The sequence below is a fragment of the Gemmatimonas aurantiaca genome, from assembly GCF_037190085.1.
Taxonomy (GTDB): domain Bacteria; phylum Gemmatimonadota; class Gemmatimonadetes; order Gemmatimonadales; family Gemmatimonadaceae; genus Gemmatimonas; species Gemmatimonas aurantiaca_A.
Genome location: NZ_JBBCJO010000012.1, coordinates 425,479 through 442,786, shown reverse-complemented (window position 1 = coordinate 442,786; position 17,308 = coordinate 425,479). Strand labels below are relative to the sequence as shown.

15 protein-coding genes are annotated in these 17,308 nt (G+C 66.1%); 6 read left to right on the top strand and 9 right to left on the bottom strand.

The features are described 5' to 3' along the window. The first annotated feature begins 16 nt into the window (after positions 1-16). Complete coding sequence (locus tag WG208_RS16480; protein ID WP_337172473.1) at positions 17-613, top strand: outer membrane beta-barrel protein; 597 nt, start codon at positions 17-19, stop codon at positions 611-613. Between the two features lie 63 nt (positions 614-676). Beyond that, a complete protein-coding gene (locus WG208_RS16475; protein WP_337172472.1) occupies positions 677-1,573 on the top strand; it encodes a M55 family metallopeptidase in 897 nt (298 codons plus the stop codon). Between the two features lie 148 nt (positions 1,574-1,721). Here the strand turns inward: WG208_RS16475 and WG208_RS16470 are convergent, their stop codons facing one another. Both WG208_RS16470 and dnaK read right to left on the bottom strand, forming a co-directional pair. Next, the gene (locus tag WG208_RS16470) at positions 1,722-3,248 is read right to left on the bottom strand and encodes a trypsin-like peptidase domain-containing protein (protein WP_337172471.1); all 1,527 of its coding nucleotides are present in this window, start codon (positions 3,246-3,248) and stop codon (positions 1,722-1,724) included. Positions 3,249-3,396: 148 nt separating this feature from the next. Further along, complete coding sequence (gene dnaK / locus WG208_RS16465; RefSeq protein ID WP_337172470.1) at positions 3,397-5,328, bottom strand: molecular chaperone DnaK; 1,932 nt, start codon at positions 5,326-5,328, stop codon at positions 3,397-3,399. Positions 5,329-5,517: 189 nt separating this feature from the next. On the opposite strand from dnaK, the gene WG208_RS16460 reads away from it, so the two are divergent. From WG208_RS16460 to ppk1, 4 genes are all read left to right on the top strand, one after another. Beyond that, positions 5,518-6,288, top strand: coding sequence for a rhomboid family intramembrane serine protease (locus WG208_RS16460; protein ID WP_337172469.1), 771 nt, complete (start codon positions 5,518-5,520; stop codon positions 6,286-6,288). Positions 6,289-6,496: 208 nt separating this feature from the next. Continuing rightward, entirely contained in the window at positions 6,497-7,108 is a 612-nt protein-coding gene (locus WG208_RS16455; RefSeq protein ID WP_337172468.1) for a DUF47 family protein, read from the top strand. Between the two features lie 12 nt (positions 7,109-7,120). Continuing rightward, a complete protein-coding gene (locus WG208_RS16450) occupies positions 7,121-8,158 on the top strand; it encodes an inorganic phosphate transporter (RefSeq protein ID WP_337172467.1) in 1,038 nt (345 codons plus the stop codon). A gap of 46 nt (positions 8,159-8,204) precedes the next feature. After that, positions 8,205-10,325 carry a polyphosphate kinase 1 gene (gene ppk1, locus WG208_RS16445; protein WP_337172466.1) on the top strand — a complete coding sequence of 707 codons (2,121 nt, stop codon included), beginning with the start codon at positions 8,205-8,207 and terminating at the stop codon, positions 10,323-10,325. A gap of 44 nt (positions 10,326-10,369) precedes the next feature. Here the strand turns inward: ppk1 and WG208_RS16440 are convergent, their stop codons facing one another. Genes WG208_RS16440 through pstS form a run of 7 tightly spaced genes read right to left on the bottom strand, consistent with a single transcriptional unit; the run spans position 10,370 to position 17,285 of the window. Then, positions 10,370-11,962 (bottom strand): Ppx/GppA phosphatase family protein, encoded by a 1,593-nt coding sequence (locus tag WG208_RS16440; protein ID WP_337172465.1) that lies wholly within the window; start codon positions 11,960-11,962, stop codon positions 10,370-10,372. Further along, positions 11,959-12,693 (bottom strand): phosphate signaling complex protein PhoU, encoded by a 735-nt coding sequence (gene phoU / locus WG208_RS16435; protein WP_337172464.1) that lies wholly within the window; start codon positions 12,691-12,693, stop codon positions 11,959-11,961. The genes WG208_RS16440 and phoU overlap by 4 nt, the downstream gene beginning before the upstream one ends. Further along, positions 12,693-13,499: a phosphate ABC transporter ATP-binding protein PstB gene (gene pstB, locus WG208_RS16430; RefSeq protein ID WP_337172463.1), complete on the bottom strand. Its 807-nt coding sequence runs from the start codon at positions 13,497-13,499 to the stop codon at positions 12,693-12,695. Before pstB ends, phoU begins: the two co-directional genes overlap by 1 nt. After that, entirely contained in the window at positions 13,496-14,320 is an 825-nt protein-coding gene (locus WG208_RS16425) for a phosphate ABC transporter ATP-binding protein (protein ID WP_337172462.1), read from the bottom strand. The genes pstB and WG208_RS16425 overlap by 4 nt, the downstream gene beginning before the upstream one ends. A gap of 7 nt (positions 14,321-14,327) precedes the next feature. Continuing rightward, positions 14,328-15,164, bottom strand: a complete 837-nt coding sequence (gene pstA, locus WG208_RS16420; RefSeq protein WP_337172461.1) for a phosphate ABC transporter permease PstA — start codon at positions 15,162-15,164, stop codon at positions 14,328-14,330. A gap of 29 nt (positions 15,165-15,193) precedes the next feature. Then, positions 15,194-16,144, bottom strand: coding sequence for a phosphate ABC transporter permease subunit PstC (gene pstC, locus WG208_RS16415; RefSeq protein ID WP_337172460.1), 951 nt, complete (start codon positions 16,142-16,144; stop codon positions 15,194-15,196). 10 nt (positions 16,145-16,154) lie between these two features. Then, a complete protein-coding gene (gene pstS / locus WG208_RS16410) occupies positions 16,155-17,285 on the bottom strand; it encodes a phosphate ABC transporter substrate-binding protein PstS (RefSeq protein ID WP_337172459.1) in 1,131 nt (376 codons plus the stop codon). Positions 17,286-17,308: the final 23 nt, after the last annotated feature.

The following is a 17,308-nucleotide window of genomic DNA, read 5'->3' as shown; positions in this document are numbered from 1 at the left end:
TATTCCCGGAGAATCCATGTCTCGCAATCGGACACCAGTGTTCGCGACGATCCTTGCCCTGGCGGCCGCCACGCTGGGCGGCACCACCTTGCAGGCCCAGGCTGGCAGCACACGCGGTCTCATGGTCGGGCTGCAATACTCCGGCGCCTCCGTGAGCGTGAAGGAAGCCGCCGAAGACCTCAAGTTCGGCAGCGGCTTCGGGCTGCATGCCGGGTTCGGCATGTCCGACAACGTGGCGGTGCTCGTCAACTTCGATCGCAATGTGCTCACGCGCCGCGGTGACTCCGACGATGTGACGATCTCCCAGTACGATGCCCTGCTGCGTCTGTACCTGGTGCCGGGCGCGGATTCGCCGGTACGACTCTTCGCCACGGCGGGAGCCACCGGGCGTGCGGCATCGGGGTCCACCGATTTTGACGGCGTCGCTCCCACCGGCGGCGCGGGTGTGCACATCGGTCTGACGCCGAACATCGCGGTCACCGGCAGCGCTCTGTGGACCTTCGGCAACCTGACCCGCCTGCGGGACATCACCGGAGGCAACACGACCAAGGAATCGTTCAAGTCCACCGGTACCCGTGTGCAGGTGGGCGCCTCGCTCTACCTTTTCCGGTAACGCTCCTCCGCTCGGCCGGGTGAGCGGGAAGTCCGACGCTCACCCTCGCCTTGCGGAGTCCCGATGGCCCGATTCGTCCGCCTCTCCCTCGTCTGCCTGCTGGTTTCGGGCGTCTCTCTTGCATTGCCCGCCGGGGCGCAGGGTGCGAAGAAGGTCTACATCTCGGTGGACATGGAGGGCATCAGCGGCGTCAACAGCGACAACCAGACGTCGGCCACCGGCGCCGAGTACGGTCGGGCACGGAAGCTCATGGTGGAGGACGCCAATGCCGCCATTCGCGGGGCATTCGAAGGCGGGGCCACCGATGTGCTGGTGAACGATTCCCATGGCGGTCAGCGGAATCTGCTGCCCGAGGATCTCGATCCGCGGGCGCGACTCATCAGTCACTCGTTCAAGCGGCACGGCATGATGGAGGGACTCGACTCCACCTTCGATGCGGTGCTGTTCGTGGGTTACCACGCCAAAGCCGGCTCCCCACGCGGCGTGTTCGCGCACACGGGTTCCGGTGTCGTGGCCGATCTGCAGGTGAACGGTCTGTCGGTGGGCGAAGGCGGCATGAATGCGATCCTCGCCCGCTGGTATGGGGTGCCGGTGGTGCTGGTGACCGGTGACGATGTCGCCATCGAACAACAGAAGGCCACGGCGCCCGATGTGCGTGGCGTGATCGTGAAGCGGGCGATCAACACGCGGGCCGTGGAGCTGCTTCCGCTCGTGGAAGCGCGACGGAATATCCAGCAGACGGCCCGCGACGCCGTGGCCGGTGCGCGCAAAGGACGCCCCGAGCGCCTCTCGCAGTACACGGTGCGCATGACCTTTCCCAATCCGAACATTCCCGAGGTGGTGACGGCGTTTCGCGAGGTGAAGCTCGTGACGCCCACCACCGTAGAGTTCTCGCGCGAGTCGATGCCCGATGCGTATCGACTCATCCGGGTGCTGTACCGCTTCATCAATCCGGACTGAATCCTGGAGTGAACGGGGGCGGGAGGATGTGAAGCCACACCGCCCCCACGGCAAACGGGGCGCCCGGCGATTGCACCGGACGCCCCGTTCTCATACCCATCCTGTGCCACGGCCGGGCAACTGCCCCGCCGCGGCACACGCGGTCGGTTCACCCGCCCACGCGGATGTTCACCACGCGCTGACCGACGCGCGGATCGAGCGACTGCACGAGCAGGCTCACATAGTCGCCGTCCTTGAGTCCCGAGATCGCGTTCTGCAGATCGGTGACCGAGCGGATGGCGCGCCGCGGTGTCGGATAGAGCACCTCGAGCAGCACATCGCTGCCGGCGGCGATCTTGTCGCGCGCCGGGCCGTCCTGAGATACCTCGGACACCCGCACGCCACGCCCGTTGGTCTTCATGCGCGTGGCCATCTCTTCGGGGAGCGCTTCCACCGAGAGACCGAGCTTGCCGGCGGCCGGGCTCGACGTGCCCGTGGGCTCGGTGGTGTTCACCGCGAGCTGTCCACCCGCTTCGGCGTCCACCAGCTTCACCCGGAACGACTTCTTCGTGCCGAAGCGCACGACTTCCACCGGAATCACATCGCCGATGCGACGCATGCGCACGATGCGCTGGAGCGCGCTCACCCGGTCGACCGGCTTGCCGTCGACGGTGGTGATGACGTCGCCCACTTCGATGCCTGCGGCCTTGGCCGGACCGCCGTCAGGCGGGTTGAAGCCGGCCACCTTCACACCGGCCACCTTCGCCAGTCCGTTGATGCCGGCATCCTCGGGATCGACCCGGGTGACCGACACCCCCATCACCGGCATCCGCACGCGGCCGTCCTTGATCAGCGCATCGGCCACGTTCTTCACCAGCGTGATCGGGATGGCGAAGCCATAGCCGGAATAGAACCCGGTCTGCGACTGGATGGCGCTGTTCAGACCGATGACTTCCCCGCGCAGGTTGACGAGCGGGCCGCCCGAGTTGCCGGGATTGATGGCGGCGTCGGTCTGGATGAAGTCGGAGATGGTGAAGTTGCCCTGGTTGGGCATGCTGAGTTCGGCGCCGCGTCCCTTGGCCGAGATGATGCCGGCGGTCACGGTGAAATCGAGACCGAGCGGGTTGCCGATGGCCAGCACCCAGTCGCCGATCCGCGTGCGTTCGTCATCACCCACGGTGAGCGTGGGCAGTCCCTTGGCGTCGATCTTCACGACCGCGACGTCGGTGGTGGAATCGGCGCCGACCACCCGCGCCTTGAACACCCGTCCGTCGCTGAGCGTGATCGACACCTGATCGGCGTCGGCGACGACGTGGTTGTTGGTGATGATGTAGCCGTCGGCGGAGAGGATGAATCCCGAGCCTTCGCCACGCTGCTGGCGGGGCTGCTGTCCACCGAACTGTTCGAGGAAGTCCTCCATCCCCTGCGGGGGACGCCCGCGGATCTGCGCGCGCGGCCGGGCCGTGCGCGTGGTGTTCACCGCCACCACGGCCGGCGTCACGCGCTCGGCGATGTCGGCGAAGGAGGCGCCGGTTTCGGGGCCCATCGGACCGCGCACGAGCGGTGCGCGAGCTCCGGAGGAATTCTGGGCCCAGCTGATCTTCGTCCAGTCCATGCCGGAGGCGAAGAGCACACCGGCGCCGAAGCTGACCACGGCGGCGGTGGCAAAACGGAAACGTGAGAATCGTGCTGACATGGGTCGTTGCGTTGATGTCTCGGGAACTGCCCTGTGCCACACTGAGACACCGAAGCCCCGTCGGCAGTTTCCGACGGGGCCCGATTATCTGCTGGGGAAATCTGTCATCCGGGCGACAGGTTCGCCCGGATAACCATACAGGTTGCGGTTACTTCTTGTTGTCGTCGACGATTTCGTAGTCGGCCTCGACGACATCATCGGCCTTGGGCTGGGCGGGCTCCCCCTGCGGGGCGGCGCCGGCGTCACCCGGGTTCTGCGCGGCCTGCTGCTGGTAGAACGCCTGGCCGGCTTCGCTGTAGGCCTTGCTCAGCTCTTCCTGAGCCGCCCGGATCTCGTTCACGTCGTCACCGCGCAGAGCCTTGCGGGCTCGCTCGATGGCGGCGTCGATCCGCTCCTTCAGATTGGCCGGGACCTTGTCGCCCCACTCCTTGACGTTCTTTTCGACTTCGTAGGTCTGCGAGTCGAGCCGGTTGCGCAGGTCGATCTGTTCGCGGCGCGCCTTGTCTTCCGAGGCGTTCTTCTCCGCGTCCTTGACCATGCGGTCGATCTCGTTGTCGGACAGACCGCTCGACGCTTCGATGCGGATCTTCTGTTCCTTGCCCGTGGCCTTGTCGCGCGCGGTCACGTGCAGGATGCCGTTGGCGTCGATGTCGAACGTGACTTCGACCTGCGGCATGCCGCGCGGAGCGGGCGGGATGCCCGTGAGCTGGAACTTGCCGATGGTGCGGTTGTACACGGCCAGTTCGCGCTCACCCTGCAGCACGTGGATCTCCACCGTCGTCTGGTTGTCGTCGGCCGTGGAGAAGGTTTCCGCCTTCTTGGTCGGGATGGTCGTGTTGCGCGGGATGAGCACCGTCATCACACCACCCAGCGTTTCGATGCCGAGCGAGAGCGGCGTCACGTCGAGCAGCAGCACGTCCTTCTGCTCGCCGGTGAGCACCGCGCCCTGGATGGCCGCGCCCACGGCGACGACTTCATCCGGGTTCACGCCCTTGTTGGGCTCCTTGCCGAAGAACTCCTTCACCACCTGCTGGATCTTCGGGATGCGCGTCGATCCACCGACGAGGATGACCTCGTCGATCTCCGACGGCTTCATGCCCGCGTCGTCCAGCGCCTTCTTCATGGGCTCGAGCGTGCGCTGGATGAGATCGTCCACCAACTGCTCGAACTTGGCACGCGTGAGCGTGTAGTTGAGGTGCTTCGGGCCGGAGGCGTCGGCGGTGATGAAGGGCAGGTTGATGTCCGTCGTGCTCGCGCTCGACAGCTCCATCTTGGCCTTCTCGCCGGCTTCCTTGAGACGCTGCAGCGCCATCGGATCCTTGGACAGGTCGATGCCCTGATCGCGCTTGAATTCGGCCACGAGCCAGTCGATGACGCGCTGGTCGAAGTCGTCGCCGCCGAGGTGCGTGTCGCCGTTGGTGGACTTCACTTCGAACTGGCGCGTGCCGTCGACGTCGTACAGCTCGAGCACCGAGATGTCGTACGTGCCGCCGCCGAGGTCGAAGACGGCGACCTTCTCGTCCTTCTTCTTGTTCTTGTCGAGACCGTAGGCGAGCGCAGCCGCCGTGGGCTCGTTGATGATGCGCAGCACTTCGAGGCCGGCGATCTTGCCGGCGTCCTTGGTGGCCTGGCGCTGGGCGTCGTTGAAGTACGCCGGCACGGTGATGACGGCCTTGGTCACGGTGTGGCCGAGGTAGTCTTCCGCCGTCTGCTTCATCTTCTGCAGGATCATCGCCGAGATTTCGGGCGGCGTGTACACCTTGCCACCCACCTCGACCGCGGCCACGTCATTGGGGCCGGCGACGATCTTGTACGGGACGCGCGACTGCTCGCTCCGCGCTTCCTCGGCGCGGCGGCCCATGAAGCGCTTGATGGAGAAGATGGTGTTCTGCGGGTTCGTGACGGCCTGACGCTTGGCGATCTGGCCGACGAGGCGCTCGCCATCCTTCGTGAAGCCGACCACCGAGGGGGTCGTACGACCGCCTTCCGCGTTGGGGATGACGACCGGGTCACCACCCTCCAACACCGCGACCACCGAGTTGGTGGTGCCGAGGTCGATACCGATAACTTTTTCAGCCATGGGATCTGGTTGCAGAGTTCGTTCAGAGTGTGGGGCACACGGTGTCCCTGTGGCCCTTCGGTTGTTCGGGAGCTCTATTGGCAAGCGCCGGGCCGGATTTCTCTGCCGGAGCGGCGCATTTGTGCGGGAGAAGGGGCCGCAGTATTCTGTCGCGCAGGCAGGCTGCCATTTTGACCTATCGGAGATGCCATGTTTCCCGTAGCCGACGACAATCCCACCCTGCGAACGCCGGTCATGACGCTGGCGATTCTGCTGGTGACCTGGGGCGTGTGGTTCTTCGTGCAGGGCGCGGGAAGCCCACTGCCGCTGGCCGTGAGCGTGTGCGATCTGGGCTTCGTGCCCGGCGAGATCAGTCGGCAGGCGCCGCTCGGACTCGGGGTGCCCCTGGGCCGCTTCGGCGATCAGGCGCTGGCCTGCGTGGTGGACGATCAGCCGATCAACTGGCTAACCCCGGTGCTGTCGATCTTTCTGCATGGCAGCTGGGGCCATCTCATCGGCAACTCCCTCTATCTCTGGGTGTTCGGCAACAATGTGGAGGACAGCATGGGACGCCTGCGTTTCCTGGCGTTCTACCTGCTGACCGGGGTGATCGCGGCGGCCGCGCACCTGGCCGTCGATCCGCAGTCTCCGGTGCCCACGGTGGGCGCATCCGGTGCCATTTCCGGCATCATGGGCGCGTATCTGGTGATGTATCCGCGTGTCCGGGTGCGGACCTACATCCCGCCGATCTTTCTCATCCGGTTTCCGGCGTGGGCCGTGCTGATTCTGTGGTTCGGCAGCCAGGTCGTGGCGGGTCTGCCGGAGCTTTCCCCTCTGCGTCGTGAGATATCCGGCGGGGTGGCCGTGTGGGCGCACGTGGGAGGCTTCGTGGCCGGCGTGCTGCTCGCGCGCATCTTCGAGAATCCGGAGCTGGTGCGTCGGCGACGCACGGTGAGTGACGCCAAAGTGGTTTGGTCCTGAACCGTTCGGTCTGCGGTGCATTCGCCGGATTTCGTCTCCGTCCTGTAACGAAGGCAGATTCCTGCAGCGTCCCGATGGCGTTCGGGCTCCGGTGACGCAATCGTTACACCACCTGCGGTGAGCCGTGGCACGGACGCGCTTTCATACGCGCGCGGAGCCTGGCCCCGCGGTGATGTGGTTCCTTGCTCCGACTTCAGCCCTCCACTTCGTGAAGCTCTTCTCCAGGGACGAAACTTTCTTCGATCATTTCCGCCAGTTGGCGGTGCATATCGGACAGGCGGCCGCGTTGTTGCGCACCCTGTTCGAGAACCCCGCCAACTCGGCGCAGCTCACGCCCCAGATCAAGAAGGTGGAAACCGATGGCGATGCCATCGTGCAGCTCATCAACCAGCGCATCGACACGAGCTTCGTCACGCCGCTCGATCGCGAGGACATCCATCTCCTCGCCAAGCGTCTCGACAATGTCATCGATCTGATCAATGGGGCCTCCCGGCGGGTGGCGATGTTCCGCGTGACGGCTCCGCGTGACGGCGGGGTGCAGATGGCCGATGTGCTGGTGCGTGCCAGCAAGGAGATCCTGGCGGCGGTGGGCGATGTCACCAAGCGCCAGCGCATGATGGAGCATGGCCGCGCCATCAAACAGCTCGAGGAAGAAGGCGATGCGCTGTACGCGCAGGCGGTGGGAACGCTCTTCGATCGCGAGGAACCGGCCATCGAGGTGCTGAAATGGAAGGAGATCTTCGACGCACTCGAGGAGGCGATCGACGAGTGTGAGGACGTGTCGAACGTCCTCGAGAGTATCGCGCTCAAGAACAGCTGACCCGCGGGACCCGTGGTCACTTTCGTCGTTCTCATCGTCGCCATCGCGCTGGCGTTCGATTTCATCAATGGATTCCACGACTCCGCCAACTCGATCGCCACGATCGTCGGTACGCGGGTCCTGAGTCCTCTGGCCGCCGTGATCTGGGCGGCCGTGTTCAACTTCTCGGCGTTGTTCTTCGTGGGCACCGCCGTGGCCAAGTCGGTGGCGGCCGGTTTCATCGACCTCAACGTGGTCGACGCCAACGTCATCCTGGGCGGATTGCTGGGCGCCATCACGTGGAATCTGATCACCTGGTGGTTCGGTATTCCGTCGAGTTCTTCCCATGCGCTGATCGGGGGGTATGCCGGCGCGGCCGTGGCCAAGGCGGGCTTCGCGGCGCTGCTGTGGGGCAAGAAGTGGATCGAGACGCTGTCGGCGATCGCGCTGTCGCCGATACTGGGGGCGCTCATGGGCTTTCTGCTCATGGTGCTCGTCTTCAATCTCTTCCGGCGGGTGGCGAACGCGCGCGCGGAGAAGGCATTCCGCGTCTTGCAGTTGACCAGTTCCGCACTGCTCTCGCTCGCCCATGGCGGCAATGACGCGCAGAAGACGATGGGGATCATCGTCGGTCTGCTCGTGGCCACGCAGTCGGCCTTCGCCAACGAAACCGGTCTGCTGGCGCATCTGCATGTCACGACACTGGATCACATCCCCATCTGGGTGGAGCTCAGTGCGTACACCATGATCTCCCTGGGAACGCTTTTTGGTGGCTGGCGTATCGTGCATACGATGGGCACGCGCATCACGAAACTGCGTCCGGTGGGTGGATTCTGCGCCGAAACCGGCGGCGCGCTGGTCATTCTGGCGGCGTCGAAGCTGGGTATTCCGGTGAGCACGACGCACACCATCACCGGCGCGATCGTCGGCGTCGGTGCCACCAACCGGCTGTCGGCCGTTCGCTGGGGGTTGGCCGGTCGGATCGTGTGGGCGTGGGTCATCACGATCCCGGCGAGTGCGGTGATGGCCGCGCTGGCGTATCGACTGCTCGCCGCTTTCATTCCGCTCTGATCCCGTCAAGGAGACTCCGGGGCGCATGGCGCTCCGGAGTGTATGGATGGCTTCTGCGACATCGCTGGCACTGCCGTATTTGAACCGCGAACTCTCGTGGCTCGAATTCAACGCGCGCGTCCTCGAGGAAGCGCTCGACGAACGCGTGCCGTTGCTGGAACGACTCAAGTTTCTCGCGATCTTCAGCACGAATCTCGACGAGTTCTACATGGTCCGGCTGGCCGGCCTCCGTCGGAAGGTCACGCTGGGGGCCGCGCAGTACGCGCCCGATCCGCTTTCGCCGGTGGAACAGCTCGAGGCCATCCGTGAACGCGTGAACGAGCTGCTGGTGCGCCGGCGCCATGCGCTCAGGCGGGACCTGTTGCCCGCGCTGGCGCAGCATGGCATCGAGATCGTGTCGATGGATGCGCTCGACGATGCGGAACGCGCCCGACTGGCCGCGTTCTTCGAATCGCAGGTGTTCCCCGTGCTGACGCCACTGGCGGTCGACCCGGGGCACCCGTTCCCCTACATCTCCAACCTCTCGCTGTCTCTCGCGGTGGAAATCCGCGATCCGGAGACGGGGAAGGAGCATTTCGCGCGCGTGAAGGTGCCACGATTGCTCACCCGCTGGGTGAGCACGGGCCACGCGCTGCGGTTCGTGGCGCTGGAAGACGTCATCGGGGCGAATCTGGGATCGCTGTTTCCCGGCATGGAGGTGTTGCGCTGGTACACCTTCCGCATCACGCGGTATTCGGATCTCGATCTCGGACAGATGGATCAGCCCGAGGATCTGCTCGAGACCATCGAGCAGCAGGTGTTTCAGCGGAAGTTCGGTGAAGTGGTGCGCCTCGAAGTGCAGCGGGACATGCCGGAGAGCATCCGCCAGCTGCTCATGGAGGAGCTGAGCGAGACGGAAGCGCAGTACGTGGCGCCGGTGGGTCCGCGCGATGTGCACGATCGGGACGAGCTGCTGGAACTCGGCGATCTGATGCAACTGGCTTCACTCGACATCCCCGAGTTGCGCGATCCGCCGCATACGCCGGTCGTGCCGCCCGCGTTCCGGGATGGCCGCAACATCTTCGACGTGATCCGCGAGCGGGACGTGCTGGTGCATCATCCGTACGAATCGTTCAGTGCTTCCGTGGAGGCGTTTCTCGAAGCGGCCGCGAACGATCCGCAGGTGCTGGCCATCAAGGTCACGCTGTATCGCACCTCGGGCGACACCGCGATCGAACGGGCGCTGACCGAGGCGGCCGAGGCGGGCAAGCAGGTGGCGGTGCTGATCGAACTCCAGGCGCGCTTCGACGAAGCCAACAACATCACCTTCGCGCGCACGATGGAGAATTACGGAATCCATGTGGCGTATGGATTGCCCGGGCTCAAGACGCACGCGAAGACGGTGCTGGTGGTGCGCCGCGACTTCGACGGCATCCGTCGGTACGTGCATCTCGGCACGGGCAACTACAACTCGAAGACGGCCCGCCTCTACACCGATGTGGGGCTGTTCACCTGCAATCCGCTCATCGGCGCCGATCTTTCCGATCTGTTCAATTCGCTGACCGGCGTCTCGCGGCAGAAGCAGTATCGCCGGCTCGTCATCGCGCCGGGCAATCTGCGGGCCCGTACGCTGGAGCTGATCGACCGCGAGGCGGAGCATGCCCGCGCCGGTCGGGGCGGGCGCATCATCGCCAAGATGAACGCGCTGGTGGATCCGGAGATCATCGCCGCCCTGTACCGTGCGTCGCAGGCGGGTGTGGATGTCGATCTGATCGTGCGCGGGATCTGCTGTCTCGTGCCGGGATTGCCGGGCGTGAGCGATCGCATTCGCGTGATCAGCATCATCGGGCGTTTCCTGGAGCATTCGCGCATCGCGCATTTCGCCAACGGCGGCGCTCCCGAGTACTACATCGGATCCGCCGACTGGATGCCACGCAACTTCGATCGTCGGGTGGAGGCGATGACACCCATCGAGGATCCGGCATTGCATCGGGGGATCCAGCTGGTGCTGGAAACCTGCCTCGCCGACAACCGTCAGGCGTGGGAGCTGGGCTCCGACGGAACGTACCGCCGTCGTACGCCCGGAGCGCAACCCGAACGGGCGACCCAGGCGTTGCTGAGCAAGAATCCGTGGGGCACGACGGCGGCAGCCCGCGCGCTCCGCAAACGCGCGCGCGAGTCGTCCTGATCGCGCTTGCGGGGCGCTTTTCTCCGCGCGCTCTTCGCTGTCCGCTATTCGCCCTCGCCGTCGTCGCTGGCGTCGATCTCCATCCCGTCCGATGTGTAGACCGCGACCCGGCGGCCGAGCACGTCCTCGAGCAGTTGTCGCTTGCGGCTGGCGCCCCAGCACTCGAGCCGGACGTTGGTGGCGCCATCGGCTTCGTGAGCCGTCACCCGCAGGGCTTCGGCAGTCCATCGGATGGACAGTGATCCCACGGCACCCACGTGCCCCCGATCGAGACCGTCGGCAAACCGCAGCAGTGCGGAGAGCCTGACGATGCGCTCGCGCAGCGCGCGCTCGAGCTGGCCGAAGCCGCGATGTTTGAGGCGCGGAGGCGCTCCGCGATGGTAGCGGGCGATATGCGCGATGGCGATCTGTTCCGAGGGCGTCATCCCCAGCAATTCGGCGTGGGAGATGAGATGGAACGAATGTTTGTGGTGCTTTTCGTAGTTGATGTGGTAACCCACATCGTGCAGCAGAGCGGCATCGGCCAGCATGCGACGGTCGTCGACGGTCAGATCGAGCCGCCCCGCCAGTGCATCGAAGAGCTGCATGGCCAGACGCTGGACCTGACGGGCATGCGGCTCCTCATAGTGGCAGCGTTCGGCGAATTCGCGCACCGAGCGTTCGCGGGCCGTGCCGGGATCCGCCACCACCGGGGTGACGCGCGCGGCCTCGAGCAGCAGTCCTTCACGGATACCGTACCCGGACGTCAGCATGTCACGGGGGTCGAAACGGGCGAGCACCTCGGCGGCCACGGCGAGACCGGCCACGATGATGTCCGAGCGCGCGGGATTGAGTCCCGCCACCCGTTGGCGCTCTTCACTGTTCAGACGCTGCAGCCAGTCGAGCACATGTTCCAGCTCCACGCGCGTGACGCGTGTCCCATGGGGAGAACGCACCGACACCCGCTGACGGGCGAGCACCATGCCGGCGAGATTCGTGAACGTGCCGCCGGAGCCGATCACCTGCGCGCCGCGCCAGTCCTTCACGGGCAGGGCTCTCTTGATGCCGTCCCGCACGTGGGCCCGCAGCGCACGGACGCGCCGGGGCCGCACCGTCGGGGTGAGAAACCGTTCGGTGAGACGCACGGCTCCAAAAGGCAGCGACGCGACACGTTCGATGAGTCCGTCCTTGGCCAGCACCAGTTCCAGTGAGCCGCCGCCGATGTCCATGATGACGGTGCGGCCGGCGCCCAGCTCGAAGTGGGCGAGCGCACTGCGGAAGCAGAGCAGGGCTTCCTCCTCGCCGCTCAGCACGCGCACGGGATGTCCCGTGGATGCGGTCACCCGGGAGGTGAAGTCCTCGGCGTTCTCTGCATCACGCACGGCGCTGGTGGCGACGATCTCGATACGGGCCGCGCCGAGCTGCGCGGACAGCGTGGTCATGCGCTGGACCGCCGACACGGCGGCGTCCATCGCCTCGGGGGAGAGCCGCCTCGTGGCTTCGATGCCTTCGCCGAGGCGCGGCATGGCCTTCATTTCGTCGATGACGCGGATCTGTCCGACCGGCGACACGTCGGCGATGATCTGTCGCACCGAATTCGACCCGATGTCGATGGCGGCGATGCGGATGTCACCAGTGGAAAGTGGTGCGCCGGTCATGATGGGTCGGATGGCGGAAGCGGCGTGTGTGGCATGGGATGATCGTCGTGCGGAAGATCGTACCGATGGCGGATCTGCTTGCCCTCCGCAAGATAGACGGCGTTCTCTCCGATGTTGGTGGCGAGATCGGCGATCCGTTCGAGATTGCGGCTCACGAGCAGCAGCTCGAGAGCCACGGGAATGAGTCGCGGATCGGCGGTCATGTCCGCGGAGAGTCGGCGGTAGATCGCCCCGTGCAGGGCATCCACCTCGTCGTCGGCCTTGCCCACCGCGCGCCCGAGGGTGCCGTCTTCCCGGATGAAGGCGTCGAGCGCGTCACTCAGCATGGCGCGGGCGCGGCGGGCCATCTCGGGCAGTGCGGGAAGAGCCGGCGCCGGCCCGCGCAGGGCGGCCAGGCGCACGGTGGCCTCGGCGATGTTCACGGCATGGTCGCCCACCCGCTCGAGATCGCTGGACACCTTGATGGCTCCCACGAGAAAGCGGAGATCACGCGCCATGGGTTGCTGCAGGGCCAGCATGGCGATGGCCCGTTCCTCGGCTTCCACTTCGAGGCGATCGAGGATCTCGTCGGCGTCGATGACGGCGTCCGCCTTGTCGGCATCACGTTCGAGCACCGCTTCCATGGCCAGATGCACGAGCGATTCGGCCCGTTCGGACATGTCGAGCAACTGCTGCGTGAGCGCGGCCAGATCGTCGTGGAAGTGGCGGTAACCAGGGGACATCTGCGGCATCAGCCGAATCTCCCGGTGATGAACGCCTCGGTGCGGGAATCCGCCGGGCGGGTGAAAAGACGGGTGGAAGGACCTTCTTCGACGAGAACCCCGTCCACCAGGAGCGCGGTGCGGTCGGCCACACGCGCGGCCTGATGGAGATTGTGCGTCACGATCACGATGGTGAGTTCCTGCCGCAGTTCATACACCAGTTCCTCGACCCGTTGTGTGCCCTGCGGGTCGAGGGCACTGGTGGGTTCGTCGAGCAACAGGACTTCGGGGTCGTTGGCCAGTGCGCGCGCGATGCAGAGACGTTGCTGCTGTCCGCCCGAGAGCTGACGGGCATCCTGCCGGAGACGATCGGCCACCTCGTCCCACAGCGCGGCCCGGCGCAAGGCGTGCTCCACGACATCGTCGAGGGCACGTCCGCGCAACTGCCGGTTGAGTTGCGGTCCGTAGGCGACGTTGTCGCGAATGGAGCGGGGAAAGGGATTCGATCGCTGAAAGACCATGCCCACCCGCTGGCGCAGCACGCTGGTGTCGATGTGCGAGGCGTACAGATCCTCATCGCCGAGGCGGATGGTGCCGGCGTGACGCACCCCAGGCAGGCCGTCGTTGAGACGATTGATCGCGCGCAGCAGGGTGCTCTTTCCGGATCCCGATGGTCCGATCAATGCGGTCACCGAGCGGGCGGGCACCTGCAGCTCCACGTTGTGGAGGGCCGGTGTGGCGCCGAACCAGGCGGAGAACCGGGCCACGGTGAGCGCCGCCGTGCTTTCGAGCGACACCACGCGGGAAGCCCCGGAGGGCGTGGTGCGTTCACTCATCCGAACCGTCCGGTCACGTACGCTTCGGCGCGCGAATCCCGTGGTGTGGTGAAGAGCTGACGCGTGGGCGCACATTCGGCGATGAGCCCGTCGAGCAACACGGCGGTGGTGTCGGAGATGCGTGCGGCCTGCTGCATGTTGTGTGTCACGAGGAGCATCGTGACGCTGCCGCGCAGATCGTAGAGCAGTTCTTCCACCCGTTGTGTGGCGATGGGATCGAGCGAGGCGGTGGGTTCGTCCAGGAGCAGAACATCGGGGCGCACGGCCAGTGCCCGGGCGATGCAGAGTCGCTGCTGCTGTCCCCCGGACAGGATCATGGGGTTGCCGAACAACCGGTCGGCCACCTCCCGCCAGAGACCGGCCCGCACGAGTGCATCTTCGACGGCGTGTTCGAGGTCTCTTTTGAGGACCGATGGATGATTCACGCGCACGCCGGCCGCGACGTTGTCGAAAATCGACTGCGTGACAAAAGGGGTCGGATGCTGAAACACCATGCCGATACGGCGACGCAGAGCGGTCACGTCCACGTCGTCCGCATAGACATCGGTACCGGCGGTGGTGTCGGCCGCGTGGTGGGCATCGGTCCCGGTATCCGTCCTGCTATCGGTCAGCGTGATGCGTCCGCGCACCCAGGCTCCGGTATCGCGTTCGTGCAGCCGGTTGATGCAGCGCAGCACCGTGGACTTTCCGCAGCCCGAGGGGCCGATGAGTGCGGTGACACGCCCCGCTTCCGCGGTGAGCGCCATGCCATACAGCACATTGCGCGAGGCGAAGCCGGCACTGAGCCGTTCGAGACGGACGGTCGGCGGCGATGAGGCCATGGTGAGCTCAGCCATCCGTCGCCTTGGTGCCCCGCATCGTGGCGAACAGGCGCGCGCGTGCATGGAGCACCCCACGCGAGGCGAGCCCGATGCCGGCCACGAGCAGCAGCAACAGGAGTGCGCCCGCCCACGCCTGTCCGCGCCACTCTTCGTATGGACTCTGCGCGTAGGTGTAGATCTGCAACGGCAGTGCAGCGATGGGGCGCGTGGGATCGACCGACCAGAAGGGATTGCCGAACGCGGTGAAGAGCAGAGGGGCCGTCTCACCGGCCACACGGGCCAGTGCCACGAAGATCGCCGTGATCACGCCGGGCATGGCGGTGCGCAGCACGATGCTGAGCGCCGTACGCCACTGACTGAAGCCCAGCGCAAGCGCGGCCTCGGCCAGCGAGGGCGGCACCAGCCGCACCATCTCCTCGGTGGCGCGGGTGACGAGCGGTACGACCAGCAGACCCAAAGCCACACCACCCGCCCATGCGGAGAAGTGGCCGGCGGGGCGCACGATGAGTTCCCACGCCACGATGCCCATCACGATGGACGGAAGTCCGCCGAGCACATCGGCCAGCAGACGCACGAGGCGTGCGAACCGGGTGATGCGATGTTCGGCGAGATAGAGTCCCGCGCCGATGCCGATCGGGACGGCGATGGTCAGCGCGATGACCACCAGCAGCGCGGAGCCGACGATGCCATTGGCCACACCGCCACCACGCACGCCTGGTGGTGCGGGAACGGCGGTGAGGAATGTGGGGGTGATCTGCCCGATGCCGTTCACGATCAGATGTCCCACGATCATGAGCAGCGGCAGCAGGGCGATGAGGCCGGCGCCCCACGTGCAGATGGTCATGACGACAGCTTGCCGGCGGCGTCTGGCGCTCATGGGGCAACGCCCGGTGGCATGGGTAACCCGTCGGTGGCAGTGTCTTCCCGCGCCACACGCGCAACGAGCAATCGCGCAAGCAGATTGACCAGCAGCGTCACGGTCAGCAGCAGCAGGGCCACCGCCATGAGCGCCGACAGATGCAGCGGGTCGGAGGCTTCCGCGAATTCATTCGCCAGCATGGCCGCCATGGTGTAGGCGGGCGCGAAGAGCGAGTCGGGAATGGTGTGCCGGTTTCCGATGACCATGGTGACGGCCATGGTTTCTCCGAGTGCCCGACCGAGCCCGAGGATGATGCCGCCGAACAGTCCCGTGCGCGCCGCCGGCAATACGGCATCGCGGATCATCTCCCACCGCGTGGCGCCGAGGGCGAGTGCCGCTTCACGCTGGGCGCGCGGAACCGCGAGGATCACATCGCGACTCACGCTGGCGATGTACGGTAGCACCATGATGGCCAGAATCAGGGCCGCGGCCAGCAGACTCGGGCCATAGGCGGGTCCGGAAAAACCCGGCATCCACCCGAGATGTGCCATGCTCCACGGCATGATGGAGCGGCGCAGCAGCGGCACCAGCACGAAGATGCCCCAGAGTCCGTACACCACCGAGGGAATGGCCGCGAGCAGATTCACCAGGAAGGCCAGCGGCTCCCGCAGCGCACGCGGCGCGATTTCGGTGGCCAGCAATGCCACCCCGATGCCCAGCGGGGCCGCGATGGCGAGGGCGAAGGCCGACGAGACGAGGGTGCCCACGATCAACGGCGCCGCGCCGAAACGGTGCTGCGGGACATCCCATGTGGACTGCGTCAGCAACGGTCCTATCGCCGACGACAGCGTGGGCCACGCGCCAGCGAACAGCACGATGGCAAGCAACGCCAGAACCGCCGGAATGGCCGCGGCGCAGATGGTGATGGTAGCCTGGTAGATCCGGTCGGCGGTGCGGGAGGGCATCACCTCAAAGTTAGGGGTGTGCCGCCGGTGGTGAGAGGAGTGCCTCCGCCTGATCGACCACGCGCGCGGCGGCCTCGGTGGGCAGTGGCACGTACCCCAACGTCGAGGCGATATCGCCGTTCTCGAGCAGGGCCCAGCGCAGGAATGCGCCCAGCTGCTGCGACTTCACCGCGCCGATGGCATCGGGCGCGACCAGCATCCAGGTGAACGATGCGATGGGATAGGATTGTGCACCCGGAGCGTCCACCAGCGAGACACGCAGATCCGTGGCCGCCCGGCTGTTGGACACGAGCCGGTCGAGCACACTGGTGGCGGCCGTGGCGATCTCGAATGGCATGGGCGACACGAAACGTCCGGCCTGGTTGCGGATATGGGCCACCGGCAAACGGTTCTGCCGCGCATAGACCACTTCGAGATACCCGATGGCACCGGGCATCTGCTTCACCTGGCCGGCCACGCCCTCGTTGCCCTTGCCGCCCAGTCCCACCGGCCAGGGCACCTCCTTGCCGCGTCCCGGCCCCGCGGCCCACGCCGGGCTCACCGTCGTGAGATAGTCGCTGAAGATGTACGAGGTGCCGCTGCCGTCGGCCCGATGCACCACGAGAATGTCCGACGCGGGGAGCGTGACGCGGGGATTGAGCGCGACCAACCGGTCATCGTTCCATCGGGTGAGCTTGCCGAGGAAGATGTCGGCAATCACGTCGGCGCTGAGATTCAGCGGACGGGTGAGGCCGGGCAGGTTGTACGTGATGGCGACGGCGCCGACGACCGTGGGAATGTGCAGAATGCGCATGCCGGCCGCGGCGAGTTCCGCGTCGGTCATGGGCACATCGGTGGCGCCAAAATCCACCGTGCGGGCCACCACTTGCCGGATGCCGGCACCGGAGCCGATCGACTGATAGTTGATGCGGGTATTCGCGTACTGCGCGTATTCGTTGAACCAGCGCGCGTAGAGCGGATAGGGGAAGGTGGCACCGGCCCCCGTGATGTCCACGCGGGTGGAGGTCATCACGTTCCCGGTTCCACCGGAATCGGTCACGCCATTGCGCGGGCCGGAGCTGTTGCGATTGCCGGCGCCGGCGTGGTCGCCGGCGCACGCACCGAGCACGATCGCCGCGGCGGTCACTGCGGTGACCATCATCGCGCTGATGCCTGAAGCATGGC